We start from the raw sequence: 23,786 nt of genomic DNA, 5'->3' as shown, positions 1-23,786 counted from the left end.
CATGGCACAAATGACAATGATTGAAGCCATCCGCGAGGCCCATGATGTGGCCATGACGGCGGATGACAAAGTGGTGGTGTTCGGCGAGGACGTCGGGTTCTTTGGCGGTGTGTTCCGCTGCACCGCTGGTTTGCAGGAAAAATACGGCAAGTCCCGGTGTTTTGACGCGCCGATCAACGAGAGCGGCATTGTCGGCACGGCGATTGGCATGGCGGCTTATGGCCTCAAGCCGGTGATCGAGATCCAGTTCGCGGACTATGTCTATCCGGCCTATGACCAGATCGTGTCGGAAGCGGCGCGTCTGCGGCACCGCTCCAACGGGGATTTCACCTGTCCTTTGGTGATCCGCATGCCCACCGGTGGCGGTATCTTTGGCGGGCAGACCCACAGCCAGAGCCCGGAGGCGATTTTCACCCATGTGTCAGGATTGAAGGTGGTGATCCCATCCAACCCGCGCGATGCCAAAGGGCTGCTGCTGGCAGCGATTGAAGACCCCGACCCGGTGATCTTCCTAGAGCCGAAGCGGCTGTATAACGGGCCGTTTGATGGGCACCACGACAAGCCAATTGAAAGCTGGAAGAAACATCCGCAGGGAGACGTGCCCGAGGGCAATGAGATCATCCCGCTGGGCAAGGCGCATATTCAGCGTGAAGGCGCGGATGTGACGGTTCTGGCCTACGGCACAATGGTCTACGTAGCCGAGGCGGCTGCAGAGGAGACCGGTGTGGATGCGGAGGTGATCGACCTGCGCACGCTGATGCCGCTGGACCTTGAGACCATTGTTGAGAGCGTGAAAAAGACCGGGCGCTGTGTGATTGTGCATGAGGCGACCCGCACCTCTGGCTTTGGGGCCGAGCTGATGAGCCTCGTGCAGGAAGCCTGTTTCTATCATCTTGAAGCGCCGATGATCCGGGTGACCGGATGGGACACGCCGTATCCGCATGCGCAGGAGTGGGAGTATTTCCCGGGACCTGCACGGGTTGGCGAAGCGCTGCGCAAAGTCATGGAGGACTGATCCCATGGGAGTTTTTGCAATCCGTTTGCCCGACGTTGGAGAGGGCATTGCCGAGGCCGAGCTGGTCGAATGGCACGTGAAAGTTGGCGATGTTGTGCGCGAAGATGACGTGCTGGCCGCTGTGATGACCGACAAGGCGGCTGTAGAAGTGCCGTCGTCTGTGGATGGTAAGGTGCTCGCGCTGGGCGGTGAGATTGGCGATATGATCGCCATTGGCGCCGTGTTGATCCGCATTGAGGTGGACGGCGAAGGCAACGAGAGTGGTAACGTGGAAGCGCCTGTTTCGGTTCCGGTTGAGGAAAAGCCTGCGGTTGTGGAGGCCGTGGCTGAGCCCGCTCCAAAACCAGCGGCGAAGCCTGCGGTTGCTCCTGTTGCCGCAGCGCCAGTAAAGCGGGCGGCGGGCACCAAGCCTTTGGCGTCGCCTTCAGTTCGCGCGCGGGCGCGGGAAGAAGGCGTTGACCTGCGGCAGGTGCCAGGGTCCGGTGCGGCAGGGCGGATCAGCCATGGTGATCTGGACAATTGGATTGCCTCTGGTGGCATTCAGCAGGGTACTGTGGTGCGCGGTCAGAACACAGGCGTGGAAGAGGTGCGGGTGATCGGCATGCGCCGGAAGATTGCCGAGAAAATGGCAATCTCCAAACGGCAAATTCCGCATATCACCATTGTGGAAGAGGTGGAGATGTCGGCGCTGGAAGACCTGCGTGCGGCGCTCAATGCCAAACACAAAGGGGAACGCGCGAAGCTGACGCTGTTGCCGTTCCTGATGCGGGCGATTGTCGAGGCGGTGCGCGAGCAGCCAGAGTTGAATGCGCGCTATGATGACGAAGCGGGTGTGATCCACCGTCATGGGGGCGTGCATGTGGGCATTGCGACGCAGACACCGAACGGCCTGAATGTGCCGGTGGTGAAACACGCCGAAGCGGGTAGCCTGTGGGACAATGCGGAAACCGTGGCACGGCTGGCGCAAGAGGCACGGGACGGCACCATCAAGCGCGATGAGCTGTCCGGTGGCACGATCACGATCACCTCGTTGGGCCCGCTGGGCGCGATTGCCACAACGCCGATCATCAACCACCCGGAGGTGGCGATTGTCGGTGTGAACAAGATGCAGATCCGTCCCGTGTGGGATGGGCAGCAGTTCCAACCACGCAAGATGATGAACATCTCCTGCAGCTTTGATCACCGGGTGATTGATGGCTGGGATGCGGCTGTGTTTGTGCAAAAATTGAAAACTCTGCTGGAAACACCAGCGATGCTGTTTGTCGAGGGCTAAATGACTGATCTATCTTGTAAACTGCTGATCATTGGAGCCGGCCCTGGCGGCTATGTCTGTGCCATTCGCGCCGGGCAGCTGGGCATCGATACCATTGTTGTGGATGCCGCTAAGCCGGGGGGGACCTGTCTGAATGTCGGCTGCATCCCGTCCAAAGCGATGATCCACGCGGCGGATGAATTCCACAAGATTGCGCATGTGAACGATAGCCCGCTTGGCATTTCCGCCAGCGCGCCAAGCATTGATCTGGCCCAAACCGTGGCGTGGAAAGATGGCATTGTGCAGCGCCTGAACACCGGTGTGTCGGCGTTGATGAAAAAAGCCAAAGCGCGGTTTGTGACCGGGCAGGCGCGGTTTTTGGATGGCAAAACCGTGGAAGTCACCCATGGCGACGAGGTGCAGCAAATCCGTGCGGAATATGTGGTGATCGCCACGGGCTCCGCACCGGTGGAACTACCGTTCCTGCCGTTTGGTGGGCCGATCCTGTCCTCCACCGAGGCGCTGGACTTGACCGAGGTGCCGGAGACGCTGGCCGTTGTTGGTGGCGGCTATATCGGATTGGAGCTGGGCACGGTGTTTGCCAAACTGGGCAGCAAGGTCACGGTGGTGGAGGCGGAAGACCGCATTCTGTCGCTCTATGACAAAGCGTTGACTAAGCCGGTGGCCAAGCGGCTAGAGGACCTTGGCGTGACGGTGATGACCGGCACCAAGGCGCAAGGTTACAGCGACGGTGCATTGCAAACCGATCAAGGCGATGTGGATGCAGAAAAAGTGTTGGTGACGGTCGGGCGGCGTCCGCGCACGGCGGGCATTGGCATTGAAGAACTGGCGTTGACCCAAGACGGCCCGTTTGTGAAGATCGACAGCTTCTGCCAGACCTCCATGCGGGGGATTTACGCGATTGGCGACGTGACCGGCGAGCCGATGTTGGCACACCGAGCGATGGCGCAGGGCGAGATGGTTGCCGAACATATCGCGGGCCATGCGGTGGAGTGGGACAAACGCGCCATTCCGGCCGTGTGTTTCACCGATCCCGAAGTGGTCACCTGTGGTGCGTTGCCGGGCGAGCTCGATGGCACCAAATCCAGTGAGTTCCCGTTTATGGCCAATGGCCGCGCCATGACCACGGAACGCGATGACGGCTTTGTGCGGGTTGTGTACCGCGAAGAGGACCATGCAGTTGTTGGCCTGCAGGCCGTGGGTGCGGGGATTTCTGAACTCTCTGCAGCCTTCTCGCTGGCCATTGAAATGGGCGCTTGTCTCGAGGACATCGCGGCGACAATCCATGCCCACCCAACCCAGTCGGAAGGGTTGCAGGAAGCGTGTTTGAAGGCCTTGGGCCACGCGCTGCATATTTAAGGCATTGTACCAGAACAAGAAAAAGGCCCGCAGCACATTGCGGGCCTTTTTTGTTGCAGGAATGGAGGGACCTGCGGGTTAAAACAGTTGTACGTCGCCAAGATTGTCGTCGACCTTTGGCTTTGGCTTGCGCTTTGGCAATTCTTCTTCGTTGAGCAGACGGGTGTCTTTCATAAAGCGGCGCTGGATGCGGCCTCCAACAGGCCAGAAGCGGATGTTGCGGCCGCGCTGTCCGCCAAGGCAACAATCGACCAGCTCAAAGCCTTCGTTGCGCACAAACCACATGGCGAATTCTGCGTTCTTGGACCCGATGTCGATGCGGCTATTGAACATTTTGCCGCCGCCCAACAGCTTGACCTTCAGCTTGTCACGACGCGCGCCAGCCTGGATCAGACCGTTCACTAGAAGTTCCATGGCGTGCACACCGTGGCTCATAGAGCCAGCGGACCCGTCTTCGGTGCCGGGCAGCAGGAAGTGGTTCATGCCGCCGATGCCCGCCGTTTCGTCCCACATACATGCCGCCACACATGAGCCGAGGATCGTGGTCATCACGATATCCTGGTCACTGGATACCTGCACGTCGCCCTGCAACAGGGGCTGGACCTGGTATCCTTTGATGGCTTCTGCTTCACTAAGACTCATTGGCTATTCCATTCACCGAGGGTTTCACGCCAGCCGGGTTCGCGCGCCAGCTGGCAAGGCGCAGTTTTTGCGCAGTTCTTAGAAGTCTTCCCAGTCTTCGCTGGAAGTGTCTTGTACTGGCGCCGATTGGTTTACGGCGGTTTTCGCTGGCTTGGGCTGCGGTTTCGGAGCTGCAGCGGGCTTTGCGGCAGGCTTTGCAGCCGCTGTTTTCTTCACCTTTGCTTTGGCCTTTGAGGCGGCCTTGGCGTCTTGAGCGGCGTCGTCATCCCATTCCTGCGTTTTGGCCGCATCAGCCGCCGGCTGTGCGGGGGCAGGTTTGGCTGGTTTGGGTTCGGGCTTCGCGGGTGCAGGCTTGGCAGCGGCCGGAGCCTTGGTTGCCGGTTTTGGCGCGGCTGGTGCACGCGGGGTCGCGGCGGCGGCCACATCTGCTTCGGTCAGTTTGAAGACTTTGAGGGCCTGAGACATATTGGCGGCTTCATCCGACAGGCTGCGGCTTGCGGCAGAGGACTCTTCGATCATCGCCGCGTTGCGCTGAGTCACGCGGTCCAGCTCGGTCACGCTCTCTTTGATTTCGCGCAGGTTGTCAGCCTGATCGCGGGAGCCGGTGGCAATTTGAGACACCAGGTCGGAGGCGTGGTTCACGCCGGTGATGATTTCCTGAAGCGCGTCACCTGCTTTGTTCACCAGTTCGCTGCCTTTGGTGACCTGCTCGCCGGAGGTCAGGATCAGCTCTTTGATTTCGTTGGCGGAATCTGAGGCGCGTTGGGCCAGGGCCCGGACTTCGGAGGCAACCACGGCAAACCCGCGACCTGCTTCGCCTGCACGGGCGGCTTCGACGCCAGCGTTCAAGGCCAGCAGGTTGGTCTGGAAGGCGATGTCGTCAATCACACCGATGATCGCGGTGATCTTGTCAGAACTCTGTTCAATGTTGCGCATGGCCTCAACAGTGAGTTCCACCACTTCGCCACCGGACTGCGCCTGTTGACGGTTCTGGGTGATGCGCTTGTTGGCCTCAGCCGCGTGGTCGGCGGTTTGTTCCACAGAGGTGCTCAACGTTTCGATGGCAGCGGCGGATTCTTCAAGGGTCACGGCCTGCGCCTCGGACCGTTTGGATTGGTCGATCACGCTTTCGGAGATTTCCTGAGCGCTGGAGCGCACGGTTTCTGCGGTGCGGGTCACGGTGGACAGCACGGACTTCAGGTTGGTCAGAACATCGTTGAAGTCTTTGCAAATCTGCTGGGAGTTTTCACCAAGGCTTGCAAATTCCGCCATGTCGATGGGGCGGTCCACACGGCCGTCGGCAATCTCGGACAAGCCTTCAGCAAGGCGGGCAAACAGGCGTTGGCGTTGTTTGTCTTGCTCAGCACGCAGGGCGCGTTCGCGTTCATCTTGAGCCAGTTGGTCGCGGAACTTGGCCAGGCGTTTGGCCATGGAACCAATTTCGTCGTCTCGGTCCAGGCAAGGCACATCACAGTCAAAGTCGTGATCTGCGACAGCATCCATGGCTTTGCCAAGGCTCAACACAGGGCGGGTGACCACACGGCCAACCAACATAACAATCAGGGCCAGGGCGAGCGCCGCCGCAAGGGACGAGCCAATCGCGCCTTTGATGAATTCCTGCAGGGCTTCCTCGCGGATAGAGGACACATCCGCAGCGACTTGAAGGGTGCCTACCGGGTTGCGACCGGCCTGGGCGATGGGCGTTTGTGCTGCATAAACGGCTGCCTCAATGGCGTGCGCGCTGGGTTTGTCGTCTGAGACGGTGGCCGCCACATTGCTCAGCGCGGTGGAGATGCTGTCTGCACGGGTTTCGGCAATGTCGTAGCTGTAGATCACGGCGCCGTCTGGAGAAAGGACACTGACGGCGGTGATGTTAGAGTCGTGCTCCAAGAAGCGGTCGGTTGTGGCCTTAAGGCGGTCAACGTCCTGAAATTGAGTGGCGGCGACCAACTGGGTGCTGAACAATTCAGTGAGCAGGTCGTAGCGCTCCATCGCCTGGGTTTCAGCTTCGGCGGTGCGGGCGTTATACTGGGTGAATTGCGAAAGCCCGACAGCCAATAGGGCGCAGACTGCGATTGCCGCTGCAAGTTTCGTTTTGATGCTCATCCGCAAGAAGCGGGATTTGATTTTTGGGAAAACTGGCATGGTGATTTCCTGTTGTTTATTTGGAGCTAATGGGAGCGGCGACAATGGCGGGGTGGGGGCAGCCCCTTAAAGGGAGCTGCCTTTTTGTGTGACCTGCGACGCCTTGGCGGAGAGGTCGGCCAGGTGGCGGTCTGTGTTGTCGTGGAAGTTTTCGAGACGGGCGATGATGCCGTCCAAACCGCTGTCCACGTCGCGCATGCGGCCGCTTTCGACTTTGCAGAGCAGCTTCACAACGTCCAGGCCGTTGATCCGGCGGCGCAGGCTGCGGCAGATGTCCGGAATGGACTTGCCGATGGAGGAAATCTCGATCAGGCGGGAACGGCTGCGCTGTTGCAGGCGCTCGTGGTGCTCTTTCAGCATCAGGCAGCCTTCATTTTCGGCCTCTGCTTCGCTGCAGTTGCCGTGGGCTTCCCCCAACAGCTGCGCAATCTGCATGGACCAGCGGCCTTGGGAGACGGCGCTGTACATTTGCACCAAAGAGCCGTTTTCCGGATCGTGCAGGCGGCCGACCAGACCGTGCATTTCTTTGGCCATAGCATCGTAGTTCTGCGAGATCGTGCCGAGGGCAGCGCCGGCACCTTCGAGGCGCCCAGCCAGAATACGCAGGTTGACAGGCTCGCCACGAACGCGCTCAAAGCCCTGTTCGATGCTGTTCACCAGATCCTGCATGTCTTTGATAATCACAGCAAGCTCGTCCATCAGGGCGAAACTGTTGACCAGCCCTGGCTCGATGATGTCGCGGTTTTTGAATTCCATGTCCAAGGCTGCGACACCGTAGTCGTCCAGCGACGGATAGCCAGCCTCTTTGAGCATCTCGAGCAGGCGCGCGCCGCTCTGCTCTGGTGTCAGGTTGTTGTCTTTCTCCTCCTGAAGAAGAGAAACATACATTTCCTTGGTGGCTTCAAAAAGCTCTGAACCCGGGCGGATACGGGCGGACAGGTAGCCATTTTCGGTGTGGGTTACCACGGCCAGAACCCAGTAATACCCACCGGATTTGGTCTTGTTTTTCACATAAGCGCAGACCGGTTGACCTGCTTTCAGGCATTCCCACATCAAGTAGAATACGCCCTTTGGCATATCGGGATGGCGCAAAATTTTGTGCGGCGCATTGATGAGCTCTTCCAGCGGGTAGCCGCCAACTTCGACAAACGTGTCGTTGGCAAACTGGATCACGCCACGCGGATCGGTTGCTGACGTGATGATGCTCTCGGCGGCAAATCGCACCTCAGTTGCGGAGCTGTCTGCGCTGGCGCTGCTGATCTTTGTCATGGCGTTCATGGGTCTATTCCAATGTCACTGTGGCTGAGCGAGTGTGGCTCAGAAGAGGTTAACGTTGCCTGCATCAGGCGAGATTGCGCGGGTTTTTTCTGCGTCCGACAGACGGGACTTGAGGTAATCCAGACGGACGCTGTCGGAGAGATCCTGCACATTCAGATCCGGTCCGGCGCCAATCATTGATGACATGTTGCCAAGCAAAACCGCGATGTCGTCCAGGTGCTGGAACAGCGCGTCCACGCGCTGCAGATCCCTTATTTTATTGTGATCGACACCTTCCAAATCCAGTTCACTGGTCAACCCATCCAGCGCATGTGCGATGGAAGCCAAGTCGGCCACGTCCTCGGAAATGGTGGTCAATACGTCTGCGGTTGTGCGCGTTGTCATTCGTCGTTCCCCCATGGGAGCCTCCTTTACAGAGGCCCCACCACCTTCTCGATGCAGGCTTTGAGTTGTGCGGTTTCGAACGGCTTCTTGATGAAGTTGTTCATACCCAGCTTGACGCCGCGGTTGATGGTGTCCGGGTCGGCACGGCCGGTGATCAGGATGAACCCTGTCCGTGCCGTGGCCTTGTTGGAGCGGATGCCTTCCAGAAGCTGGAGGCCGTCCATGCCAGGCATGTTGAAATCGGACAGGATCAGGTGGACCGGCTTTGCCGCGAGGCTGCGCCAGGCCTGAGCACCGTCGTTTTCGGTGCGGTAGTTGACGATCCCGATCTCATCGAGCGCCTGTGTGATGAGTCCCCGGCTGGTGGACATGTCGTCCACAACCAGAATGTGCAGCTTATCTTTCAAGCTCATTGTTCAGTTCCCCATGTGCAAGGTTGCATCAGCGCTTCTGCTGCCAATGCGGGAGGTGTCTATTGAGAAAACGCCCCGTCCGGCTGTGTGAAACAGCTCGGCGTGTTCCGGGCCAATTCCTTCGGAATGACCCAAGAAAAGGAGGCCGTCCGGGCAGAGCTGCTCGCCAAATCTGCGCCAAAGGCGGCTTTGTGTCGGTGCATCAAAGTAGATGGCGACGTTGCGACACATGATGATGTCGAACTTGCCCTTGAAGGGCCAGTCGCCGTGCAGGTTGAGACGCCGGAAGCTGATCAGGTCGCGGGCATTTTGGCAGACCGCTTTCTGATCCCGCGCGCCTTCAAAATCCTCGAAATACTTCGCGCCTTGACCGTTGGTCAGGGTGTTGATCGAGGACGTCGGGTAGACGCCGCGCTTGGCCGTGGCCAGAATTTCCGGGTCGATGTCAGATGCTAGGATCTTCACATCAAGCGAGGCTGCCTCGGGGCAGGCATCCAGAACGTGGAATGCCAGGCCATAAGGTTCTTCGCCGCTGGAACAGCCTGCCGACCAGATCCGAATCCGCTTGCCGCGACGTGCCTGGGCCATCAGGTCCGGCAATACGTCATTGGCCAGCTGTTCGAAGTGATGCCCTTCGCGATTGAAGCGCGTCATGTTGGTTGTGTAGGCGCTGATAAAGCGGGTTTGCTCATCCCGCCCTTGAGGCGAGTGCATGTAGTCAATGTAGTCGTTGACCGTGTCATAGCCGGTGGCACGCAGGCGCTTGGAGAGGCGGGAGGCGACCATCGTCCGCTTATGCGGCTGAAGGTCGATGCCCATCCACTCACGCACCAGCCCAGCAATGGCGGCAAAGTCCGCATCACTGATTGTGCCTTCTTCAAGGGATTTTTGCGCCAATTGGGTCATGCTGCGGACAGTGCTTCCTGTGGCATGATCTGGTGAACATCGATCGCACGAACGATGGTCTCTTCCAGGGTGTAGACGCCGCGAATGAACGCTGCGGTCTTGGAAGAGGAGACCTCTGGTGTGGCTTTGATCTCGTCCGTGTTCACGGTGATGATGTTGGACACGGCGTCCACCAGGAAGCCCACGCTCTTCTCATCGATGTGTGCGATGATGATAACGTGACGGCTTTCCGGGATGGTTTTGCCAAGGCCCAGACGCATCGACAGGTCGATCACCGGTAGCACAGCACCGCGCAGGTTCATCATGCCGACGACATAGTCAGGTGCATGTGGAAGCGTGGTGGTGTTGGTCCAGCCGCGGATTTCCAGCACATGGCCGATGTCCAGACAGAAGGCCTGCTCACCAATGGTGAAGGACACGATTTCAATGCGGTTGTCGGTCTGTTCTTGAGTAGCTTGTTCAGACATTAGAGATTCACCTCTGCCAATTCGGACCCCTTACGCAGTCCTGGGTTGCCGTTGCCCGGCGATGGGATCATTTGATCTGTATCGACGATCAGGGCGATCTTGCCGTTGCCAAGGATGGTTGCGGCGGCGATGCCCGGAATGGATTGATAGTTCTGTTCCAAACCTTTGATCACCACTTCGCGTTGCTCCACGATGCCGTCCACTGCGAGAGCTGAGCGGCGTCCGGATTCCCCTTCGATCAGAAGGAGCGACTGGTTGCTGAAGTCCGGCAGTGGTGCGCGGAAGCCAAGAGCCTCGCCCAAATCCACAATCGGCAGCATCGAGTCGTTGACGGACAGGCCGCGGTCGCCATCACAGAAGTCGTGAATGTTGGCCTGACCAGGCTGCAGGGTTTCACGCAGCGCGACGGTTGGAACAACAAGGCTTTCGCCGGCGACTTCGATCAGCATGCCTTCCATCACCGCAAGAGTGAGGGGCAGGGAGATGGTGATCGTGGTGCCTTTGCCCGGCTCGGACTGCAGGTTGATGCGGCCGCCAAGCGCCTGAATTTCAGAGCGGACAACGTCCATACCCACGCCACGACCGGAGAGCTGAGAGATCTCGTCGGCGGTGGAGAAACCGGGGCGGAACAACAGGTTGTCGATGTCGCTGTCGGTCAGATCGTCCTCTGGACGGATCAGGCCTTTTTCTTCGGCTTTCTGACGCACTTTGGCACGGTTCACACCGGCACCGTCATCAGAGAGCGAGATCACAACACGACCAGAGCGGTGTGCGGCTTCCAGCTTGATGGTGCCCATTTCGGGTTTGCCAGCGGCAACACGGTCCTCGGCTTTTTCCAAACCATGGTCGACCGAGTTCCGGATCATGTGGGTCAGTGGTTCCACCAGACGTTCGGTCACTGTCTTGTCGACCTCGGTGGCTTCCCCAACCATCACCAGACGGGAGGTTTTGCCAGCCTGACGGGAAGATTCCCGCACAATCCGGCTCATCCGCTGGAACAGGCCACGCACTGGTTGTGCGCGAATGGCCATCACGCTCTCTTGCAGAACGCCGGACAGGGTTTTCAGCTGACCAATGGCTTCGCTGACGGCACTGTTGGCCGACACTGGCAGCTCATTCATCGACTGGCGCAACATGGCTTCGCTGATCACGAGCTCGCCGACCAAGTTGATCAGGCGGTCTACGCGGTTCAGATCCACACGGATTGTGCTGTTGCGCGGTTCAGAAGACTTTTTTCCGCCGTCTCCGCCTTTGGCCTCCTGCTTTTCAGCCTTTGGGGCCTTGGCAGGGGCTGGCTTGGCTTCGGCCTTTGCGACTGGTGCAGCAGCAGCTGCCGCTGGCGCGGCTTCCGCCACGGGGGCAGCAGGTGCGTCTGCGACAGGTGCTGTGTCTTCTTCCGCTGCGGCTTCCACCACGGTTTCAGAGATATGCAGTGTGCACTGGCCTTCGACAAACTCGAAGATTTCACGGATGGTGCTTTCGTCGATACCGTCGTCCGGGCGCAGGGTCAGCGTCCAAGAGATCGCCGCAGGGGCATCCTTAAGGCTTTCCAGCGGGGCCACTTCAGACCGGTCCGCTTCGATGGACAACTCGCCCATCTCACCCAGAGCACGGAACAGCAGGGCTGGATCGTGGCCGCGGGTGTAAAGCACGGGATCGGCTTTGAATTTCACCACAAAGTGGGTCGCGCCGTCGGTGGCGTCGTCGCCGCCACCAAGAGAAGGCAGGCCTGGCAGATCGCCAATGCCACCGTCATCGTCGCCACCCAGATCGAGGCTGAAGTCCATGGCTTGAACTTCAAAATCGTCCGAGCTGACTTCGTTGGCGTCGTCGTCATCGTCGCCGCCAACGCCGCCATTGGCGTTTTGGGTGGTCTGTTTCAGTTCTGCCAGAACTGCCGCACCGTCGGTGTCAGGCAGGTCGTTGTCGTCGCGGGCTGCGTCCACCAGATCGCTCAGGTGGTCAAAGCCGGAGAACATCAGGGCGGTGATGGTCGCGTCTACGCCGATCTTGTCGGAGCGCAGGTCGTCCAGCACGTTTTCAAATGCGTGGGCAAATTTGATCAGGCGATCAAGGCCAAAGGCCCCGGCGCCGCCTTTGATGGAATGCACGGACCGGAACATCGCGTTGATGGTTTCCGCGTCCGAGGTCTCGTTCTGGAGATCTTCCAGACCGGTGGACAACACTTCAAGAAGGTCGTCGCATTCCTCAAAGAACATGTCACGAAGATCGGACATCACTCAGTTCCTTTCAGACAACCAGACGATTGATGACCGCGACCAGCTTTTCTGCGTCAAACGGCTTTACAATCCAGCCGGTTGCGCCAGCTGTACGGGCACGTTGTTTCAGTTCTTCGCCGCTTTCCGTGGTCAGCACGAGAATGGGCAGAGAGGCGCACTCAGGGCGCTCACGCACACCTTCGATCATGCCAAAGCCATCCAGGCGGGGCATATTGATGTCGGTGATGACCAGGTCAGGGTCAGAGCCGCCAAGTTTGTCCAGACCGTCGATGCCGTCCTCGGCCAGATCGACATCAAAGCCTGCATCGGTCAGTGCGGTTTGAATCATCGCGCGCATGGTGCGGGAGTCATCAACTGCAAGAATCTTCGTCGTCATGCGGAGCCCCTTTCAAGAAGACAGTCATGGGGCAGGCCGAGCCGCTCCATACCTTTTAGAAATTCGTCAGATGGTTGTTTCAGTTCAAATGGCAGTTCACGTGCGGCCCATTCGGCGCGCGTGGCCAAAAGCAGTTCAGCGCCAGCCCCCCCAAGGAACTCAACATGATGCGCATCAAGCGCAAGCGGTTGCCCGCGGGAGGCTTCGATTGCAAGACGCAATTCGGTGCAATGTGCGTAATCCAACTGCTGCGGCAGCGCGATGCAGTCGGCCTGAGATGATGATGTGTCTGTGTTCATGGGTCTGGTTCAATACCGTTTTCGGACTGGCTGATTGAAGGCAACGTAAGCTGGCAGCTCTTAACACCCGGTTACTCGGAAAAATCTTGTGGTTTGGCGCGGTAGATAGGGGGGACTAGCAGGGGTTTTCGCCGACTTCCTGATGTGAGAGTTCGGTTTTAAGTGGCTGAATAGGATATATATTTTTGTGGATTGTGGTGACTTTGGCAGGATTTTAATGACCTTGCCGCCTAGGGTTGTGTGTGCCGGGAACGGCTTTCTTTAGAAGGCGGGGGCGTGCAGGAAATTGCGCAGCAAAAAGCCCTCGGAATCGGCGATTCCAAGGGCTGTCTACAACCAGATTGTCGCAAGGCCTGTGCGGCCTTTGGCCTTAGGACGTGGCGATGTGCCGGAGCAGGTTTGCAAAGGTGTCGACGCCTTGCGCACCGGAGGTGGCTTGTTTGGCGTCAAACACCATGGTGGGCACACCCGACACACCACGCGAGGTCCAGAACTGCTCTTTTTGGCGCACGGTCTCAGCATAGCGTTGGTCGTGCAGCACGGCCTTGGCTTCTTCCGCGTTTAGACCAATGGAAGCCGCAGTCTGGATTAGGACTTCTGGATCACTCACATCTCGGCCTTGGGTGAAGTAGGCATCAAACAGCGCCAGTTTCAGGGCTTGGGCCTGTCCGCTTTCCGAGGCCCAGTGCAACAGCTGATGGGCGGTAAAGGTGTTGTAGATGCGGCTGTCCTCGGTCCAGTGAAACGCGAAGTCGAGATCTTTGCCCACGGAGGTCAGGTGGTCGCGAGCGGATTGGGACTGTTCGGCGGAGCTGCCGTATTTTCGCATGATGTGCGCGCGCAGGTTTTCGCCTTCCGCCTCCATATCCGGATTGAGTTCAAACGGGTGCCAATAGGTTTCTACCGGAATGCCGGTGGCCTCGGAGGCTTGCATAAGCTGGCGGTAACCAACGATGCACCAGGGGCAAACGACATCGGAGACGATGTCCACGCGGATTGGGTCTTGGGCCATTGGGGCACTCCTGTGGTGGGTCAGGCCGCCAAGATGGGGCGCGGTTGCGGTGGACGCAAGCCGCTGTGCTGTGAGGTCACGGCAATGTGCCCAGCCAGAGCCAAACCGTGAGCACCGAGAGGGCGGTGCCAATCAGCACGGTGGAGGCGGCCACCCGCATGGCGCGGCCGTACATATTGGCGAAGAGGTAGGCGTTGATGCCGGGAGCCATGGAAGCGGTGACGATGGCGGAGCGCAGGTTGTCCACGGAAATGGCACTCCAGGTGCCAAAGGCAAAGGTCAGTGCGGGATGCAGCCCAAGAGAGACAGCACAACAGAAGAGGATGGTGCGCATGTCGCCTTCGGGACGGTAGCGGTAGAGTACGCCGCCGATGCCGAACAGCGCGGCGGGCAGCGCTGAGCCTGCTAAGAGGTTGACCGCGTGCATCGCCGGTTCGGGCACCGAGATGTTGCCGAGGTTGACCACAAAACCAAGGCCGATGCCGATGATCAGCGCGTTGGAAAACATCGCCTTGAGCACGGTGGGCACGATCTTGGCTTTGGAGCTGTGTCGCGCGCGCATGATCTCCATGGTGGCTATACCAAGCCCATAGCAGAAAGGCGCGTGGATCGAGATGATGGCGTAGTTGCCGGTCAGGCTTTCGGGGCCGTAGGCGCGCTCCATGATGGCGAGGCCCAGCAAGAGCGAGTTGGAAAACAGGCAGACAAAGCCAATGGCGGTTGCGTCTTCCCAGTCGCGGCCAAACAGGAATTTAGCGCCCAGCATACCGGTGAGAAAGCACAGGAAGGCGGCCCCGTAGAAGCTGCCCAGTAGGTTGAGGTTGTATTCGGCGGCCAAGTCGAGGTTTGAGATCGCGCGAAAGAGCAGGACCGGTACGGCAAAGTTGGTGGCGTAGCGCATCAATCCGTCGACGTTTTGCTGACTGAACAGCCCGCGCCACGCTGCGAGGTAGCCAAAGCCGATAATGAAAAAGACCGGCAGGATCACAGAGATAAGAGTTTGCAACTGTGTCGTGTCCTGCTGTGTGACCTGTGTTACAGGTCGTAAGTGATTTTCATCCCGTCAAATGCGGGGGTGATGTGGTCCGGGGTCTCGCCATCCACCACTGTGTGGTCGAGGTCGATATGCATATTGGTCAACACGGCGCGCTCCGGTGTGAGTTTGGCAATCCACTCCAGCGCTTTGTCCAGATGGGCGTGGGTGGGGTGCGGAGAGCGGCGTAGGGCGTCGATGATGAAGCACTTCATGTCAGTCAGCTGCGGCCAGGCGTCGTCGTAGATTTCGGCCACGTCCGGCATATAAACCACGTCGTTCACACGGAAGGCCAAGGCGTCGATGCTGCCGTGATCCACTTTGATTGGCTTAAAGGTGATGTCACCGCCAGCACCGGAGATGGTGAAATCGTCGTCATCGATGGTGTGCAAGTCGAGGATCGGCGGGTAGGGGCTGTCTTTGGGTTGTACAAAGGCATAGCCAAAGCGGCTGAGCAGATCGTTTTGCGTGGCACCATCCGCCCAGACCGGAATGCGTTTGCGCATGTTGTAGACCACCATACGCAGGTCATCGATGCCATGCACGTGATCCGCGTGGCTATGGGTGTAGACCACGGCGTCCAGCGCGAAGACATCCGCGGACAGAAGTTGGTCGCGCATGTCAGGTGAGGTGTCGACCAGTACGGTGGTTTTACCGTCTGCCGTTGCACGCTCGATCAACAAAGAGCAGCGGCGTCGGCGGTTTTTGGGGTTGGTGGGGTCACAGTCGCCCCAATGGCCGCCAATGCGTGGCACGCCACCGGAGCTGCCACAGCCCAGAATGGTGAAGGTTAGCGTTGCGCTCATGCAGCGGCCGCCGTGCTGGTCACTTTGGAGAACAGGCGCTCGAAGTTGGCCTGTGTCTGCGCGGCGAAGTCGGCGTAGTCCATGCCAAACACCTCGGCGCCAACGCGAGCGGTTTTTTCCACGTAAGACGGCTCATTGCGTTTGCCGCGATAGGGCGGGGGCGCGAGGTAAGGTGCGTCGGTTTCCACCAGCACGCGGTCCACCGGTGCGGCTGCAAAGATGTCGCGTACTTCTTGAGACCGTGGGAAGGCGGCGATGCCGGACATGGACAGGTAGAAACCAAGATCGAGCATCTTTTGGGCCAGTTCCGGCCCAGAGCTGTAGCAATGCATGACGCAGCCATAAGCGCCTTTGTTAAACTCTTCGGTCAGGATCTGCGCCATGTCTTCATCCGCATCACGGCTGTGGATGATCAGGGGCAAGCCGGTTTCGCGCGCCGCTTCGCAGTGGATGCGCAGCGAGGTTTGCTGCACCTCTTTGCTGTCAGCGGTGTAGTGGTAGTCCAGACCGGTTTCGCCAATACCCACAAACTTGGGGTGTTGCGCCAGCGCGACCAGTTCGTCCACCGTGGCCAGCGGCTCCTCAGCAGCGCTCATCGGGTGGGTGCCGGCAGCGTAGAATACTGGCGCGTGAGCCTCGGCTATCGCGCGCACGGTGGGTTCGTTGCGCAGGCGGGTGCAGATGGTCACCATGCGGGTCACGCCCACGTCAGCCGCGCGGGCGATGAACTCATCCAGTTTGCCGTCGAAGTCCGGGAAATCGAGGTGGCAGTGGCTGTCGGTGATCTGGGGATAGTCAGTCATGAGGCGCTCAGGCGGTTGCGGTTTGATGGATCTTGAAAACCGTATCCAGCACAAGCGCGGCAGGGTCAAGGTTCACCGCCTTGCCGTGGTGGGTGCGATCCGAAATTTCCTGTGCGGCGGCGGCCCAGGCGCGGGCTTTATAGGCATTGGGGGCCAGACGGCTAAGTACCTGTGCCTCGTTGGGGGCAACTTCGGTGGCGGGAGGTTGTCCCAGAGCACCGGTGCGCGCGAGGCGTATCAAGAAGAGGTCAATCAGCGTCAGCAGCAGCTCATACCGTTCGGCGTTTGCGGGGCCAACAGCGGCGTTGGAGAGGGCGATGGCGCGTTGCCGGTCAAAGCCCTGCTCGGTGGCGAAGAGCGAGATCAGTTCTGCATAGAGCGCCAGGCCGTCACTTTGCAAAATCCGCAGGGCTTCACCCACAGAACCTGCTGCCAGTTCGGCGAGGGCTGGGGACTCAGCGGCCTCAAAGCCAGCCTGCGTGAGGGCGTTGTGCATGTCCTCAGGCGACAGTGGATGCAGACGCAGTTCGCGACAACGCGACCGGATGGTTGGCAGCAAGCGCGAGGGCTGATGTGAGATCAGCAGCATGGTGGTGCGCTCTGGCGGTTCCTCAAGCATTTTGAGGAGTGCGTTGGCGGCGTTCACGTTCATCTCATCCGCGCTGTCGACAATGACCACGCGACGGCCACCGTCAGCGGAGGACATGGTCAGAAAGTGGGTCAAGCCGCGTACATCGTCTACGACGATTTGGTCGCGCAGCTTGCCGGTTTTCTCGTTCAAAGAGCGCGTGATGCTGAACAGGCCAGGCTCAGAGCGGGCCAAAAGGCGGTGCGAGACCGGGTGGTCTGGCGAGACATCCAAGCTGGTGTGTGGAACAGGATCGCCAAACAGACCCGCACCGTCATCCAGTGGAGTGGCCAGAAGGAAGCGCGCGATGCGCCATGCCAGGGTGGCTTTGCCCACGCCAATGGGGCCGGTGATCAGCCATCCGTGGTGCAGACGGTGCGAGTTGACCGCAGCGAGAAAGTCCTGTTCAGCGGAGGCCTGACCAAAGAGCACCTCGGTTTCCCGGGGATGCGGCGCGCCGGTGACGCGGTCGGCCTCTGGGGCGGTGTCGTCGCTCACGCGCTGGCCTCGATGTGTTGTTTCACAGTGGCGTAAACCGCGTCGGACACGCTGTCCATATCGCTGGCCCCGTCGATCACGCGGAAGCGGTCGGCGTATTCCTTGGACAGGTCCAGGAAGCCTTTGCGCATCTGCTCCTGCAAAGCTTGGCCAAAGTCTTCAAAGCGCTCTTCGGCCGTTTGGCGGGATTTGGCGCGGGCCAGACCGGTGGCTGGGTCCATGTCGATCAGCACGGTAAGGTCGGGTTCGCGGCCGATCATCAGGCTGTGTAATTGGTCCACAATGCCGCGCAGGTCGCCACGCGAAAGACCCTGATACATGCGGGTGCTGTCGGCGAAGCGATCACAGATGACAATTTTGCCAGCAGCCACGGCAGGCAGAATTGTGCGTTCCAGATGGTCGCGGCGGGCTGCGGTAAAAAGCAGGATTTCGGTTTCGGCGGACCAACGGTCCGGGTCGCCTTCAAGCACCAGCGCCCGAATTTCTTCGGCCCCAACAGAGCCGCCGGGTTCGCGGGTCAAAACAACCTCAAAGCCTTCCGCGCGCAGGCGGTCTGCGAGAAGTTTTGCTTGAGTGGATTTGCCGGAACCGTCGATGCCTTCAAACGTGATGAAGTGTCCGCTCACGATGCACCTGCGAGGTTGAGACCAAACTGCTGCATCAAAACACCCGCAGCCGTGCGCAGACGGATGCCAAAGCCGCCTTCGGGCACATCTGCTTCGGCCACAAGAGGAATGCGCATTTCTGGCAGGTCTTCGGGCATGAGCACCAGCTCCGCCAACGATTGGCCCTTTGCGATGGGCGCCTCAATTGGGCCGTTATAGATCACCTCGGCTTTGACCTTGTTCTGTGCGAGCACGGGCAAAAGCACTTCAATGTCATTTTCCGGGACGAGACCAACCCGTGGGGTTTTGCCCATCCAGACGTCAGCTTCGGCCACGCGTTCGCCCTCGCGGGCCAGGGTGGACTCTGAAAATTGGCGGAAGGACCAGTTGACAATTTGCTCAGAGACTTCGGCGCGCTCGGCAGCGGTTTGCAGGCCGGAGAAGGCAAAAATCACGCGACGGTTGCCCTGTTTGGCGGAGCCTACAAGACCGTAGCCCGCCTCAGACGTGTGGCCTGTTTTTAGACCGTCCGCGCCAATATTGAGGCGCAGAAGCGGGTTGCGGTTTTGGGTGTTTTGCGGTGCGCGGCCGTCAAACTGGAACTCGCGTTCGGCAAACATCGGGTAGAATTCAGGAAAATCGGTGATGAGGCGGTTTGCCAGCAAAGCAAGGTCGCGCATGCTCATGCGATGGCCGGGCGCGGGCCAGCCGTTAGAGTTGGCAAACGTTGAATTGGTCATGCCCATTTGCCGCGCGCGGCGGGTCATCAGACGGGCAAAGCCGGCCTCAGTGCCGTCCGGGCTGAGGGTTTCGGCAATCACGGCACAGGCGTCATTACCGGACAAAACGATGATGCCGCGTAAAAGATCCTCAACAGTCACGCGGTCGGTAGTGTCGAGGAACATGGTGGAGCCGCCATAGTTCATCGCATGTTGCGACACTGGCAGTTTTTCAGTCATCTGCAAGCGGCCATCTCGGACGGCCTCAAAGGCCATGTAGAGCGTCATCAACTTGGACATGGAGGCCGGTGGCAGCGCTTCGTCAGCGTTTTTGGCCAGTAGCACAGTGCCGGTGGATTGATCCATCACAAAGGCGGCACGGGCTTTGGTTTCAAAGGCGCTGGCCTCGCTGGTCGCAACCGTCAATCCAATCGCGGCCACGCAGGCGTAGAACACGGATTTGAACATGGCAGAGGCCTCCGTCAGTTGGTCACGGCATAGGCATCGGTGAAGCCAATGCCGTGCACTTTCTTGGTCATGGATTTCAATTCGGATTTGCTCGACGCGGGGCCCACCAGCACGCGGTAGAAGGTCTTGTCACCCGAGGTGGTTTTCTTGGTCAGCGCGGGCAGGCCGGCGCTCTTCATTTGCGCGGCAGCGCCGTTGGCGTTGGATTGCACCGAGAAGATGCCGATCTGCACGTAGGGTTTAGAGAGCGAAGAAGAGGTCGGCTTGGGCGCCACTTCGGATTGTGCCGCCGGTGCGGGGGCAGGGGCGGCCTGCTTGGCTTCGGCCGCGGCGATGGCCGCGGTTGCTGCCGCGATTGGCTCCAGTGGCGCTTCTTCAACCTCTGCTGTTTCAGCAACCTCGGCGGTGGCTTCTGGATCAACAGGGGCCTCTTCGGCCACTTCTTCGCGGCGCAGGGCGGTTATGTTCAGCTCCACAGGTGCCCCGGCCAACATGCCAAGCGCGGCTGCGGCATCAGAGGACACCTGAATGCGCGGGCCGGGGATGTCACGTTCGCGGCGGAACAGGGCGCCGATTACAAATTTGCCGTTGGCCTGGTTGCGGATTATGACCCGCTCCGGGTCGCCCACGTCGGGATGCGCGGCCCACACACCACCCAGGGACGGGCGGCCATCCCAAAGGCCAGACTCGGATGTCGAGAAGACCTCAGGCGCTTCCACATCACGTTCCACCAGTTTGGTGGTTTGGCCCGCCACCGGCGCGGCGGCCTCGGTGGTGGGCGTTTTGTTTAGAAAGTTAAAGTCTTCGCCATCGGTGCAGCCAGCAAGCGCGACGCCACAAAGAACCAATACGGCTCGCGCCGTGCGGCGCGGAAATTGAAAGTTTGCGCCTGAAAATAAGGTCATTATGTGCCCTTTGCCTGCTCGTATCCTGTCGCACCAAATGCCGCTGTTCTCTGTCCTTCAACGGGCGCAGCAGCGGTCAATTGCGCGGAGTGTAACCCGCGTTAGGTTTTAAGGAAAGTGCGGGTAACAGAAAGTGTCGGAAATCCGCCGCTCTTTCCGCTTGAACCGCGCGGAGAGTGGCAGTAGGGATGACGTGTCGGAGGAGTGGCAGAGTGGTCGAATGCACCGGTCTTGAAAACCGACGAGGGTTAACGCCCTCCGTGGGTTCGAATCCCACCTCCTCCGCCACCGACCCCGGTCTCATTTTCCCCTGCAGAATTGGTTGCGATTTGTGGCGCGATTTCCGTCGGTTGCGAGGTTGCGGTTTGAACTGAGACGCAGCGTGGCGCTGTATTTCCTCAAAAGATCTCAAGAGTCTCAGTGTCCCAATTTTGCCGGTGAGGTTTGGTGCGTGTTTCCCTGATAAGGGGCAGTTTACAGGGAATTTTGCGTGAATCAGCTGATTTTTCCCACAAACGAGTGCGCTTTCACCAGCATTTACAGCAACTTAGGGTGCGAATTCCCTAAGCGACGGAACAGGGAATTTGAATCGCCGAACAGGGAATATGCACGCACTGATCAGGGAAGCCAGAAGCTTGAACAGGGATCAGGTGTTTGGGGAGAAACCAAAAAGCCGCTCTTGGGCCTGCCAGTCCATTGGCAGTTTGCATCGGGCGATGGTTTCTAGCGTAAGTTCTGCAGGTTGCGACCCGGAGAGGATGGCTTGCTGGATTCGGGGTGACAAAAAGGCCATCGGGACAATGCGGGTGATGTAGCTTTCCGAAATGGTTGTCGTGCTGGCGATCTGTTTGATGGATGTTCCGGTCTTCATTTGAGCCACCCAATCATGAGCATTGCGCAGTGCTCGGATCAGAGTCGCATCTGGGGCGGGTGTTGTTTCCCCGGCCACAAGCTTCATCTCGACGCCCCGGCGGCGGACGGCGAATGGGACGTCGATATTGTACAGGTTCTTAACCAGCTCCTGTGCGGGAAGGTTCAGGAGTTTGGCAAGGTCACTAAGGGAGAGATGTAGCCGCAACCGCTCTCCAGATATCGCGCCGGATTTGAGGATGGTGGAGAGGGCTTTTGCCCCGCTCGCATTGATCGCTTCCACAAGTTCCTGCATCGCATCAGCCGCTGCCGATGATAATATCGCGTCTGATCTGATCACAATCTGATGGCGCTGGGCGGCGGTGCGCAGGTGATCTGCGGTGGCAGTGACCGACAAGCTTCGATGGCAGTGTCAGAGGGATGTGACTTGAGGCGGGCAGGTTGGGAAGTAGCGTTCAGGCATGGCCAACAAATCTCCCTTTCGCTACTTTCGTACCTCCCCAGAAGTCATCCGCCTAGCGGTGATGATGTACATCCGGTTTCCACTGTCGCTCAGGAACGTCGAAGATCTGCTACACGAACGCGGCATCGACGTGAGTTATGAATCTGTTCGGTTTTGGTGGCTGAGGTTTGGGCCGAAATTCGCCTCGGAAATCCGCAAGAGACGATCTCAATCGATGCGTTGTCACTCGAACTGGAAATGGCATCTGGACGAGATGTTTGTGAAGATAAACGGCGAGCGGTTCTACCTTTGGCGGGCTGTAGATCATGAGGGTGAAGTCCTGGAAAGCTATGTGACAAAGACCCGAGATAAGAAGGCAGCATTGAAATTTCTCAAGAAATCAATGCGTAGGTATGGCCGCCCAAATGCGATCGTGACAGACAAGCTACGCTCTTACGGCGCCGCGTTGAAGGAAATTGGCAACGCGGACCGGCAAGAAACTGGCCGCTGGGTGAATAATCGAGCCGAGAATTCCCATCTTCCATTTCGACGAAGGGAGAGGGCGATGCTGCGCTTCCGGCGATTGCGAAGTCTGCAGAAGTTCGTGTCCGTCCACGCCTCTGTTCTCAACCTATTCAACTCGGAGCGCAGCCTCCAATCCAGACCAAATTTCAAGTTAAACCGTGCTGCTGCTCTCTCTGAGTGGCGCCAACTTTGTGCGGATTAAAGAGCAGCATCACTGTCCCAGCTGAGACGAGTTCGAATCCGTCTGACAGCACCATTTTTCGAGAAAATGAGGTTGCGTGGAGGGAGCCAGGTTGATACGAATCTTCTGGTATCAAATTGATACCTTCTGGATGTCAAATTGTGAGAAAAGTAATATAAGAAAACGAAAGTAAGTAAAATATGACGAATGAAAATGTAGCAATTTCGAGAAAGAAACTTGATATTGAAGCACCATTGGTCGCTTCTGAAATCCTCGATAAGTGTATGTACACTGGCTTATTTGGATCAATCGACTCAATGAGGATGGCGGAAGCTTCAGAAGTTATTCTGAGAAGGTGTGAAAGCGAAAAATCTGAATATATGATCATTGATCTTGCAAATGTAGATGCAATAGATTCAGCAGTCGCTCAAAATATTGTGACGTTATCACAATCACTATCTCTCATGGGGGTATCATCAATTATATGTGGTATACGTGGAGACTTAGCAAGAGTGCTAGCTCTGACAAAGGTTTCCTTCGGTAATGTTAGGATTTTTTCAAACCTTAAGACATCAATTGTATATGTTCTGGAAATGCAGGGGAAAGAAATAACGCAGAAAGAAAAAATTGCGCGAGATCTATAAGTCAATACCAATAGAAACTTTTAGTGATGTTCGGGTTGTATCCTGCATAATTAGAACCGTGGCACAAAGAATAAATTTTGCTAACTTTGATATTGCAAACTTGCAGCTCGCATCAGCGGAAATCTCTACTAATATCCTCAAATATGCGAGCTCAGGAAATGTCAGTATATATGTAGGTTGTGATTCAAATGAAATTCGGCTTGTATTCGAAGATGATGGGCCTGGTATAAAGTTTCCACAACTAGCACTACTGGATGGATATACAACATTTCATGAGGCGAGTTTGGGTATTGGACTTGGAGCCGCGAATAGAAGTGTTGATCAGTTAATACTGAAAAACTTAAAACCAAACGGTCTCCGTGTTTGCCTTGTTAAAAGGCTGGGACGTAGGTCAAGTACTGTATAACTAAAATGTACTACATTTTAGAAAAATAATAAAGTTGTGATGAGCTGTAATGAGTTTTAAGGGGGAGAAGCGAAATGGAGTGAAAAATTGAATATAGAAAGACATTTTTTTGAGAATATAAGGCAGGTCTTTCTTTCGATAGTCGGCTTTCTTGAGTCTGGCCTTGTTGTTCTCGATAAAAATAATAATGTGGATGTTATAAACAGTGCCGCGCTCGACTTACTGAATGCTTCTGATCAGTCGCTGGAGGAATGTGTCGACCAAAAATTCTCCTCGATAAGTGCAATATCTCAAAATATAAGTGATAAGATAGAGCAACTTTTATTTACCGATAAGAAGAGGCAGTTTAGCGAGCAGGTAAAATCTTCAAGTGAGAGGGTTATACGCATTAGGGCAATTAAGAAGCTTTCCTGGACAATTGTAGTAATAGATGACTTAACTTCA

Annotated in this window: 26 protein-coding genes and 1 tRNA gene; 8 read left to right on the top strand and 19 right to left on the bottom strand. The window is 57.7% G+C overall.

Going from position 1 to position 23,786, the window contains the following annotated elements:
- Position 1: 1 nt before the first annotated feature.
- Genes MK208_RS15460 through lpdA form a run of 3 tightly spaced genes read left to right on the top strand, consistent with a single transcriptional unit; the run spans position 2 to position 3,647 of the window.
- Complete coding sequence (locus tag MK208_RS15460; RefSeq protein WP_294118202.1) at positions 2 to 1,015, top strand: alpha-ketoacid dehydrogenase subunit beta; 1,014 nt, start codon at positions 2 to 4, stop codon at positions 1,013 to 1,015.
- Between the two features lie 4 nt (positions 1,016 to 1,019).
- The gene (locus tag MK208_RS15455) at positions 1,020 to 2,288 is read left to right on the top strand and encodes a dihydrolipoamide acetyltransferase family protein (RefSeq protein ID WP_294118201.1); all 1,269 of its coding nucleotides are present in this window, start codon (positions 1,020 to 1,022) and stop codon (positions 2,286 to 2,288) included.
- On the top strand, positions 2,289 to 3,647 hold the full coding sequence (gene lpdA, locus MK208_RS15450; protein WP_294118200.1) for a dihydrolipoyl dehydrogenase: 1,359 nt from the start codon (positions 2,289 to 2,291) through the stop codon (positions 3,645 to 3,647).
- Between the two features lie 78 nt (positions 3,648 to 3,725).
- Here the strand turns inward: lpdA and MK208_RS15445 are convergent, their stop codons facing one another.
- The 18 genes from MK208_RS15445 to MK208_RS15360 form a co-directional block, all read right to left on the bottom strand.
- The gene (locus MK208_RS15445) at positions 3,726 to 4,289 is read right to left on the bottom strand and encodes a chemotaxis protein CheD (protein WP_294118198.1); all 564 of its coding nucleotides are present in this window, start codon (positions 4,287 to 4,289) and stop codon (positions 3,726 to 3,728) included.
- A gap of 78 nt (positions 4,290 to 4,367) precedes the next feature.
- The gene (locus MK208_RS15440) at positions 4,368 to 6,395 is read right to left on the bottom strand and encodes a methyl-accepting chemotaxis protein (protein ID WP_294118195.1); all 2,028 of its coding nucleotides are present in this window, start codon (positions 6,393 to 6,395) and stop codon (positions 4,368 to 4,370) included.
- Positions 6,396 to 6,500: 105 nt separating this feature from the next.
- Positions 6,501 to 7,712 carry a PAS domain-containing protein gene (locus MK208_RS15435; protein ID WP_294118193.1) on the bottom strand — a complete coding sequence of 404 codons (1,212 nt, stop codon included), beginning with the start codon at positions 7,710 to 7,712 and terminating at the stop codon, positions 6,501 to 6,503.
- A 39-nt stretch (positions 7,713 to 7,751) separates the two neighbouring features.
- Entirely contained in the window at positions 7,752 to 8,096 is a 345-nt protein-coding gene (locus MK208_RS15430) for a hypothetical protein (protein WP_294118191.1), read from the bottom strand.
- 26 nt (positions 8,097 to 8,122) lie between these two features.
- Positions 8,123 to 8,509, bottom strand: a complete 387-nt coding sequence (locus tag MK208_RS15425) for a response regulator (RefSeq protein WP_294118189.1) — start codon at positions 8,507 to 8,509, stop codon at positions 8,123 to 8,125.
- Positions 8,510 to 8,512: 3 nt separating this feature from the next.
- A complete protein-coding gene (locus MK208_RS15420) occupies positions 8,513 to 9,415 on the bottom strand; it encodes a protein-glutamate O-methyltransferase CheR (RefSeq protein ID WP_294118187.1) in 903 nt (300 codons plus the stop codon).
- The gene (locus MK208_RS15415) at positions 9,412 to 9,882 is read right to left on the bottom strand and encodes a chemotaxis protein CheW (RefSeq protein WP_168591686.1); all 471 of its coding nucleotides are present in this window, start codon (positions 9,880 to 9,882) and stop codon (positions 9,412 to 9,414) included. Before MK208_RS15415 ends, MK208_RS15420 begins: the two co-directional genes overlap by 4 nt.
- Positions 9,882 to 12,119, bottom strand: coding sequence for a chemotaxis protein CheA (locus tag MK208_RS15410; RefSeq protein WP_294118184.1), 2,238 nt, complete (start codon positions 12,117 to 12,119; stop codon positions 9,882 to 9,884). The genes MK208_RS15415 and MK208_RS15410 overlap by 1 nt, the downstream gene beginning before the upstream one ends.
- A gap of 13 nt (positions 12,120 to 12,132) precedes the next feature.
- Complete coding sequence (locus tag MK208_RS15405) at positions 12,133 to 12,498, bottom strand: response regulator (protein ID WP_164646190.1); 366 nt, start codon at positions 12,496 to 12,498, stop codon at positions 12,133 to 12,135.
- Complete coding sequence (locus MK208_RS15400) at positions 12,495 to 12,797, bottom strand: STAS domain-containing protein (protein WP_294118175.1); 303 nt, start codon at positions 12,795 to 12,797, stop codon at positions 12,495 to 12,497. The genes MK208_RS15405 and MK208_RS15400 overlap by 4 nt, the downstream gene beginning before the upstream one ends.
- A gap of 370 nt (positions 12,798 to 13,167) precedes the next feature.
- Positions 13,168 to 13,809 (bottom strand): DsbA family oxidoreductase, encoded by a 642-nt coding sequence (locus MK208_RS15395; RefSeq protein WP_294118173.1) that lies wholly within the window; start codon positions 13,807 to 13,809, stop codon positions 13,168 to 13,170.
- A gap of 76 nt (positions 13,810 to 13,885) precedes the next feature.
- Entirely contained in the window at positions 13,886 to 14,815 is a 930-nt protein-coding gene (locus tag MK208_RS15390) for an AEC family transporter (RefSeq protein WP_294118171.1), read from the bottom strand.
- Positions 14,816 to 14,844: 29 nt separating this feature from the next.
- A complete protein-coding gene (locus MK208_RS15385) occupies positions 14,845 to 15,648 on the bottom strand; it encodes an MBL fold metallo-hydrolase (protein WP_294118169.1) in 804 nt (267 codons plus the stop codon).
- The gene (locus tag MK208_RS15380) at positions 15,645 to 16,451 is read right to left on the bottom strand and encodes a TatD family hydrolase (protein ID WP_294118167.1); all 807 of its coding nucleotides are present in this window, start codon (positions 16,449 to 16,451) and stop codon (positions 15,645 to 15,647) included. The genes MK208_RS15385 and MK208_RS15380 overlap by 4 nt, the downstream gene beginning before the upstream one ends.
- Positions 16,452 to 16,458: 7 nt before the next feature.
- Positions 16,459 to 17,577: a DNA polymerase III subunit delta' gene (locus MK208_RS15375; RefSeq protein WP_294118165.1), complete on the bottom strand. Its 1,119-nt coding sequence runs from the start codon at positions 17,575 to 17,577 to the stop codon at positions 16,459 to 16,461.
- Positions 17,574 to 18,203, bottom strand: coding sequence for a dTMP kinase (gene tmk, locus MK208_RS15370; protein ID WP_294118164.1), 630 nt, complete (start codon positions 18,201 to 18,203; stop codon positions 17,574 to 17,576). Before tmk ends, MK208_RS15375 begins: the two co-directional genes overlap by 4 nt.
- Positions 18,200 to 19,369 carry a D-alanyl-D-alanine carboxypeptidase family protein gene (locus MK208_RS15365; protein ID WP_294118157.1) on the bottom strand — a complete coding sequence of 390 codons (1,170 nt, stop codon included), beginning with the start codon at positions 19,367 to 19,369 and terminating at the stop codon, positions 18,200 to 18,202. Before MK208_RS15365 ends, tmk begins: the two co-directional genes overlap by 4 nt.
- 14 nt (positions 19,370 to 19,383) lie before the next feature.
- The gene (locus tag MK208_RS15360) at positions 19,384 to 20,274 is read right to left on the bottom strand and encodes an SPOR domain-containing protein (protein ID WP_294118156.1); all 891 of its coding nucleotides are present in this window, start codon (positions 20,272 to 20,274) and stop codon (positions 19,384 to 19,386) included.
- Positions 20,275 to 20,472: 198 nt separating this feature from the next.
- Between MK208_RS15360 and MK208_RS15355 the strand changes: the two genes are divergently transcribed.
- A tRNA-Ser gene (locus tag MK208_RS15355) sits at positions 20,473 to 20,562 on the top strand.
- A gap of 358 nt (positions 20,563 to 20,920) precedes the next feature.
- On the opposite strand, the gene MK208_RS15350 is transcribed toward MK208_RS15355, so the two are convergent.
- On the bottom strand, positions 20,921 to 21,541 hold the full coding sequence (locus tag MK208_RS15350) for a hypothetical protein (protein ID WP_294118154.1): 621 nt from the start codon (positions 21,539 to 21,541) through the stop codon (positions 20,921 to 20,923).
- A gap of 64 nt (positions 21,542 to 21,605) precedes the next feature.
- On the opposite strand from MK208_RS15350, the gene MK208_RS15345 reads away from it, so the two are divergent.
- From MK208_RS15345 to MK208_RS15335, 4 genes are all read left to right on the top strand, one after another.
- A complete protein-coding gene (locus MK208_RS15345; protein WP_294118151.1) occupies positions 21,606 to 22,313 on the top strand; it encodes an IS6 family transposase in 708 nt (235 codons plus the stop codon).
- Between the two features lie 179 nt (positions 22,314 to 22,492).
- The gene (locus MK208_RS15340; protein ID WP_294118148.1) at positions 22,493 to 22,936 is read left to right on the top strand and encodes an STAS domain-containing protein; all 444 of its coding nucleotides are present in this window, start codon (positions 22,493 to 22,495) and stop codon (positions 22,934 to 22,936) included.
- Entirely contained in the window at positions 22,920 to 23,342 is a 423-nt protein-coding gene (locus MK208_RS21110) for an ATP-binding protein (protein WP_366011179.1), read from the top strand. Before MK208_RS15340 ends, MK208_RS21110 begins: the two co-directional genes overlap by 17 nt.
- An 87-nt stretch (positions 23,343 to 23,429) precedes the next feature.
- Positions 23,430 to 23,786, top strand: a 357-nt coding sequence (locus tag MK208_RS15335; RefSeq protein WP_294118146.1) for a hypothetical protein, incomplete at its 3' end; no start/stop codon positions are given.

Source organism: Shimia sp., from assembly GCF_022448905.1.
Classification (GTDB): domain Bacteria; phylum Pseudomonadota; class Alphaproteobacteria; order Rhodobacterales; family Rhodobacteraceae; genus Shimia.
This window is presented reverse-complemented; position numbering and strand designations above follow the sequence as displayed.

Excerpts from the sequence above, each read along its gene's own strand:
- MK208_RS15460 (WP_294118202.1), top strand. The coding sequence starts at position 2 with ATGGCACAAATGACAATGATTGAAGCCATCCGCGAGGCCCATGATGTG.
- MK208_RS15455 (WP_294118201.1), top strand. The coding sequence starts at position 1,020 with ATGGGAGTTTTTGCAATCCGTTTGCCCGACGTTGGAGAGGGCATTGCC.
- lpdA (WP_294118200.1), top strand. The coding sequence starts at position 2,289 with ATGACTGATCTATCTTGTAAACTGCTGATCATTGGAGCCGGCCCTGGC.
- MK208_RS15445 (WP_294118198.1), bottom strand. The coding sequence starts at position 4,289 with ATGAGTCTTAGTGAAGCAGAAGCCATCAAAGGATACCAGGTCCAGCCC.
- MK208_RS15440 (WP_294118195.1), bottom strand. The coding sequence starts at position 6,395 with ATGAGCATCAAAACGAAACTTGCAGCGGCAATCGCAGTCTGCGCCCTA.
- MK208_RS15435 (WP_294118193.1), bottom strand. The coding sequence starts at position 7,712 with ATGAACGCCATGACAAAGATCAGCAGCGCCAGCGCAGACAGCTCCGCA.
- MK208_RS15430 (WP_294118191.1), bottom strand. The coding sequence starts at position 8,096 with ATGACAACGCGCACAACCGCAGACGTATTGACCACCATTTCCGAGGAC.
- MK208_RS15425 (WP_294118189.1), bottom strand. The coding sequence starts at position 8,509 with ATGAGCTTGAAAGATAAGCTGCACATTCTGGTTGTGGACGACATGTCC.
- MK208_RS15420 (WP_294118187.1), bottom strand. The coding sequence starts at position 9,415 with ATGACCCAATTGGCGCAAAAATCCCTTGAAGAAGGCACAATCAGTGAT.
- MK208_RS15415 (WP_168591686.1), bottom strand. The coding sequence starts at position 9,882 with ATGTCTGAACAAGCTACTCAAGAACAGACCGACAACCGCATTGAAATC.
- MK208_RS15410 (WP_294118184.1), bottom strand. The coding sequence starts at position 12,119 with ATGTCCGATCTTCGTGACATGTTCTTTGAGGAATGCGACGACCTTCTT.
- MK208_RS15405 (WP_164646190.1), bottom strand. The coding sequence starts at position 12,498 with ATGACGACGAAGATTCTTGCAGTTGATGACTCCCGCACCATGCGCGCG.
- MK208_RS15400 (WP_294118175.1), bottom strand. The coding sequence starts at position 12,797 with ATGAACACAGACACATCATCATCTCAGGCCGACTGCATCGCGCTGCCG.
- MK208_RS15395 (WP_294118173.1), bottom strand. The coding sequence starts at position 13,809 with ATGGCCCAAGACCCAATCCGCGTGGACATCGTCTCCGATGTCGTTTGC.
- MK208_RS15385 (WP_294118169.1), bottom strand. The coding sequence starts at position 15,648 with ATGAGCGCAACGCTAACCTTCACCATTCTGGGCTGTGGCAGCTCCGGT.
- MK208_RS15380 (WP_294118167.1), bottom strand. The coding sequence starts at position 16,451 with ATGACTGACTATCCCCAGATCACCGACAGCCACTGCCACCTCGATTTC.
- MK208_RS15365 (WP_294118157.1), bottom strand. The coding sequence starts at position 19,369 with ATGTTCAAATCCGTGTTCTACGCCTGCGTGGCCGCGATTGGATTGACG.
- MK208_RS15360 (WP_294118156.1), bottom strand. The coding sequence starts at position 20,274 with ATGACCTTATTTTCAGGCGCAAACTTTCAATTTCCGCGCCGCACGGCG.
- MK208_RS15345 (WP_294118151.1), top strand. The coding sequence starts at position 21,606 with ATGGCCAACAAATCTCCCTTTCGCTACTTTCGTACCTCCCCAGAAGTC.
- MK208_RS15340 (WP_294118148.1), top strand. The coding sequence starts at position 22,493 with ATGACGAATGAAAATGTAGCAATTTCGAGAAAGAAACTTGATATTGAA.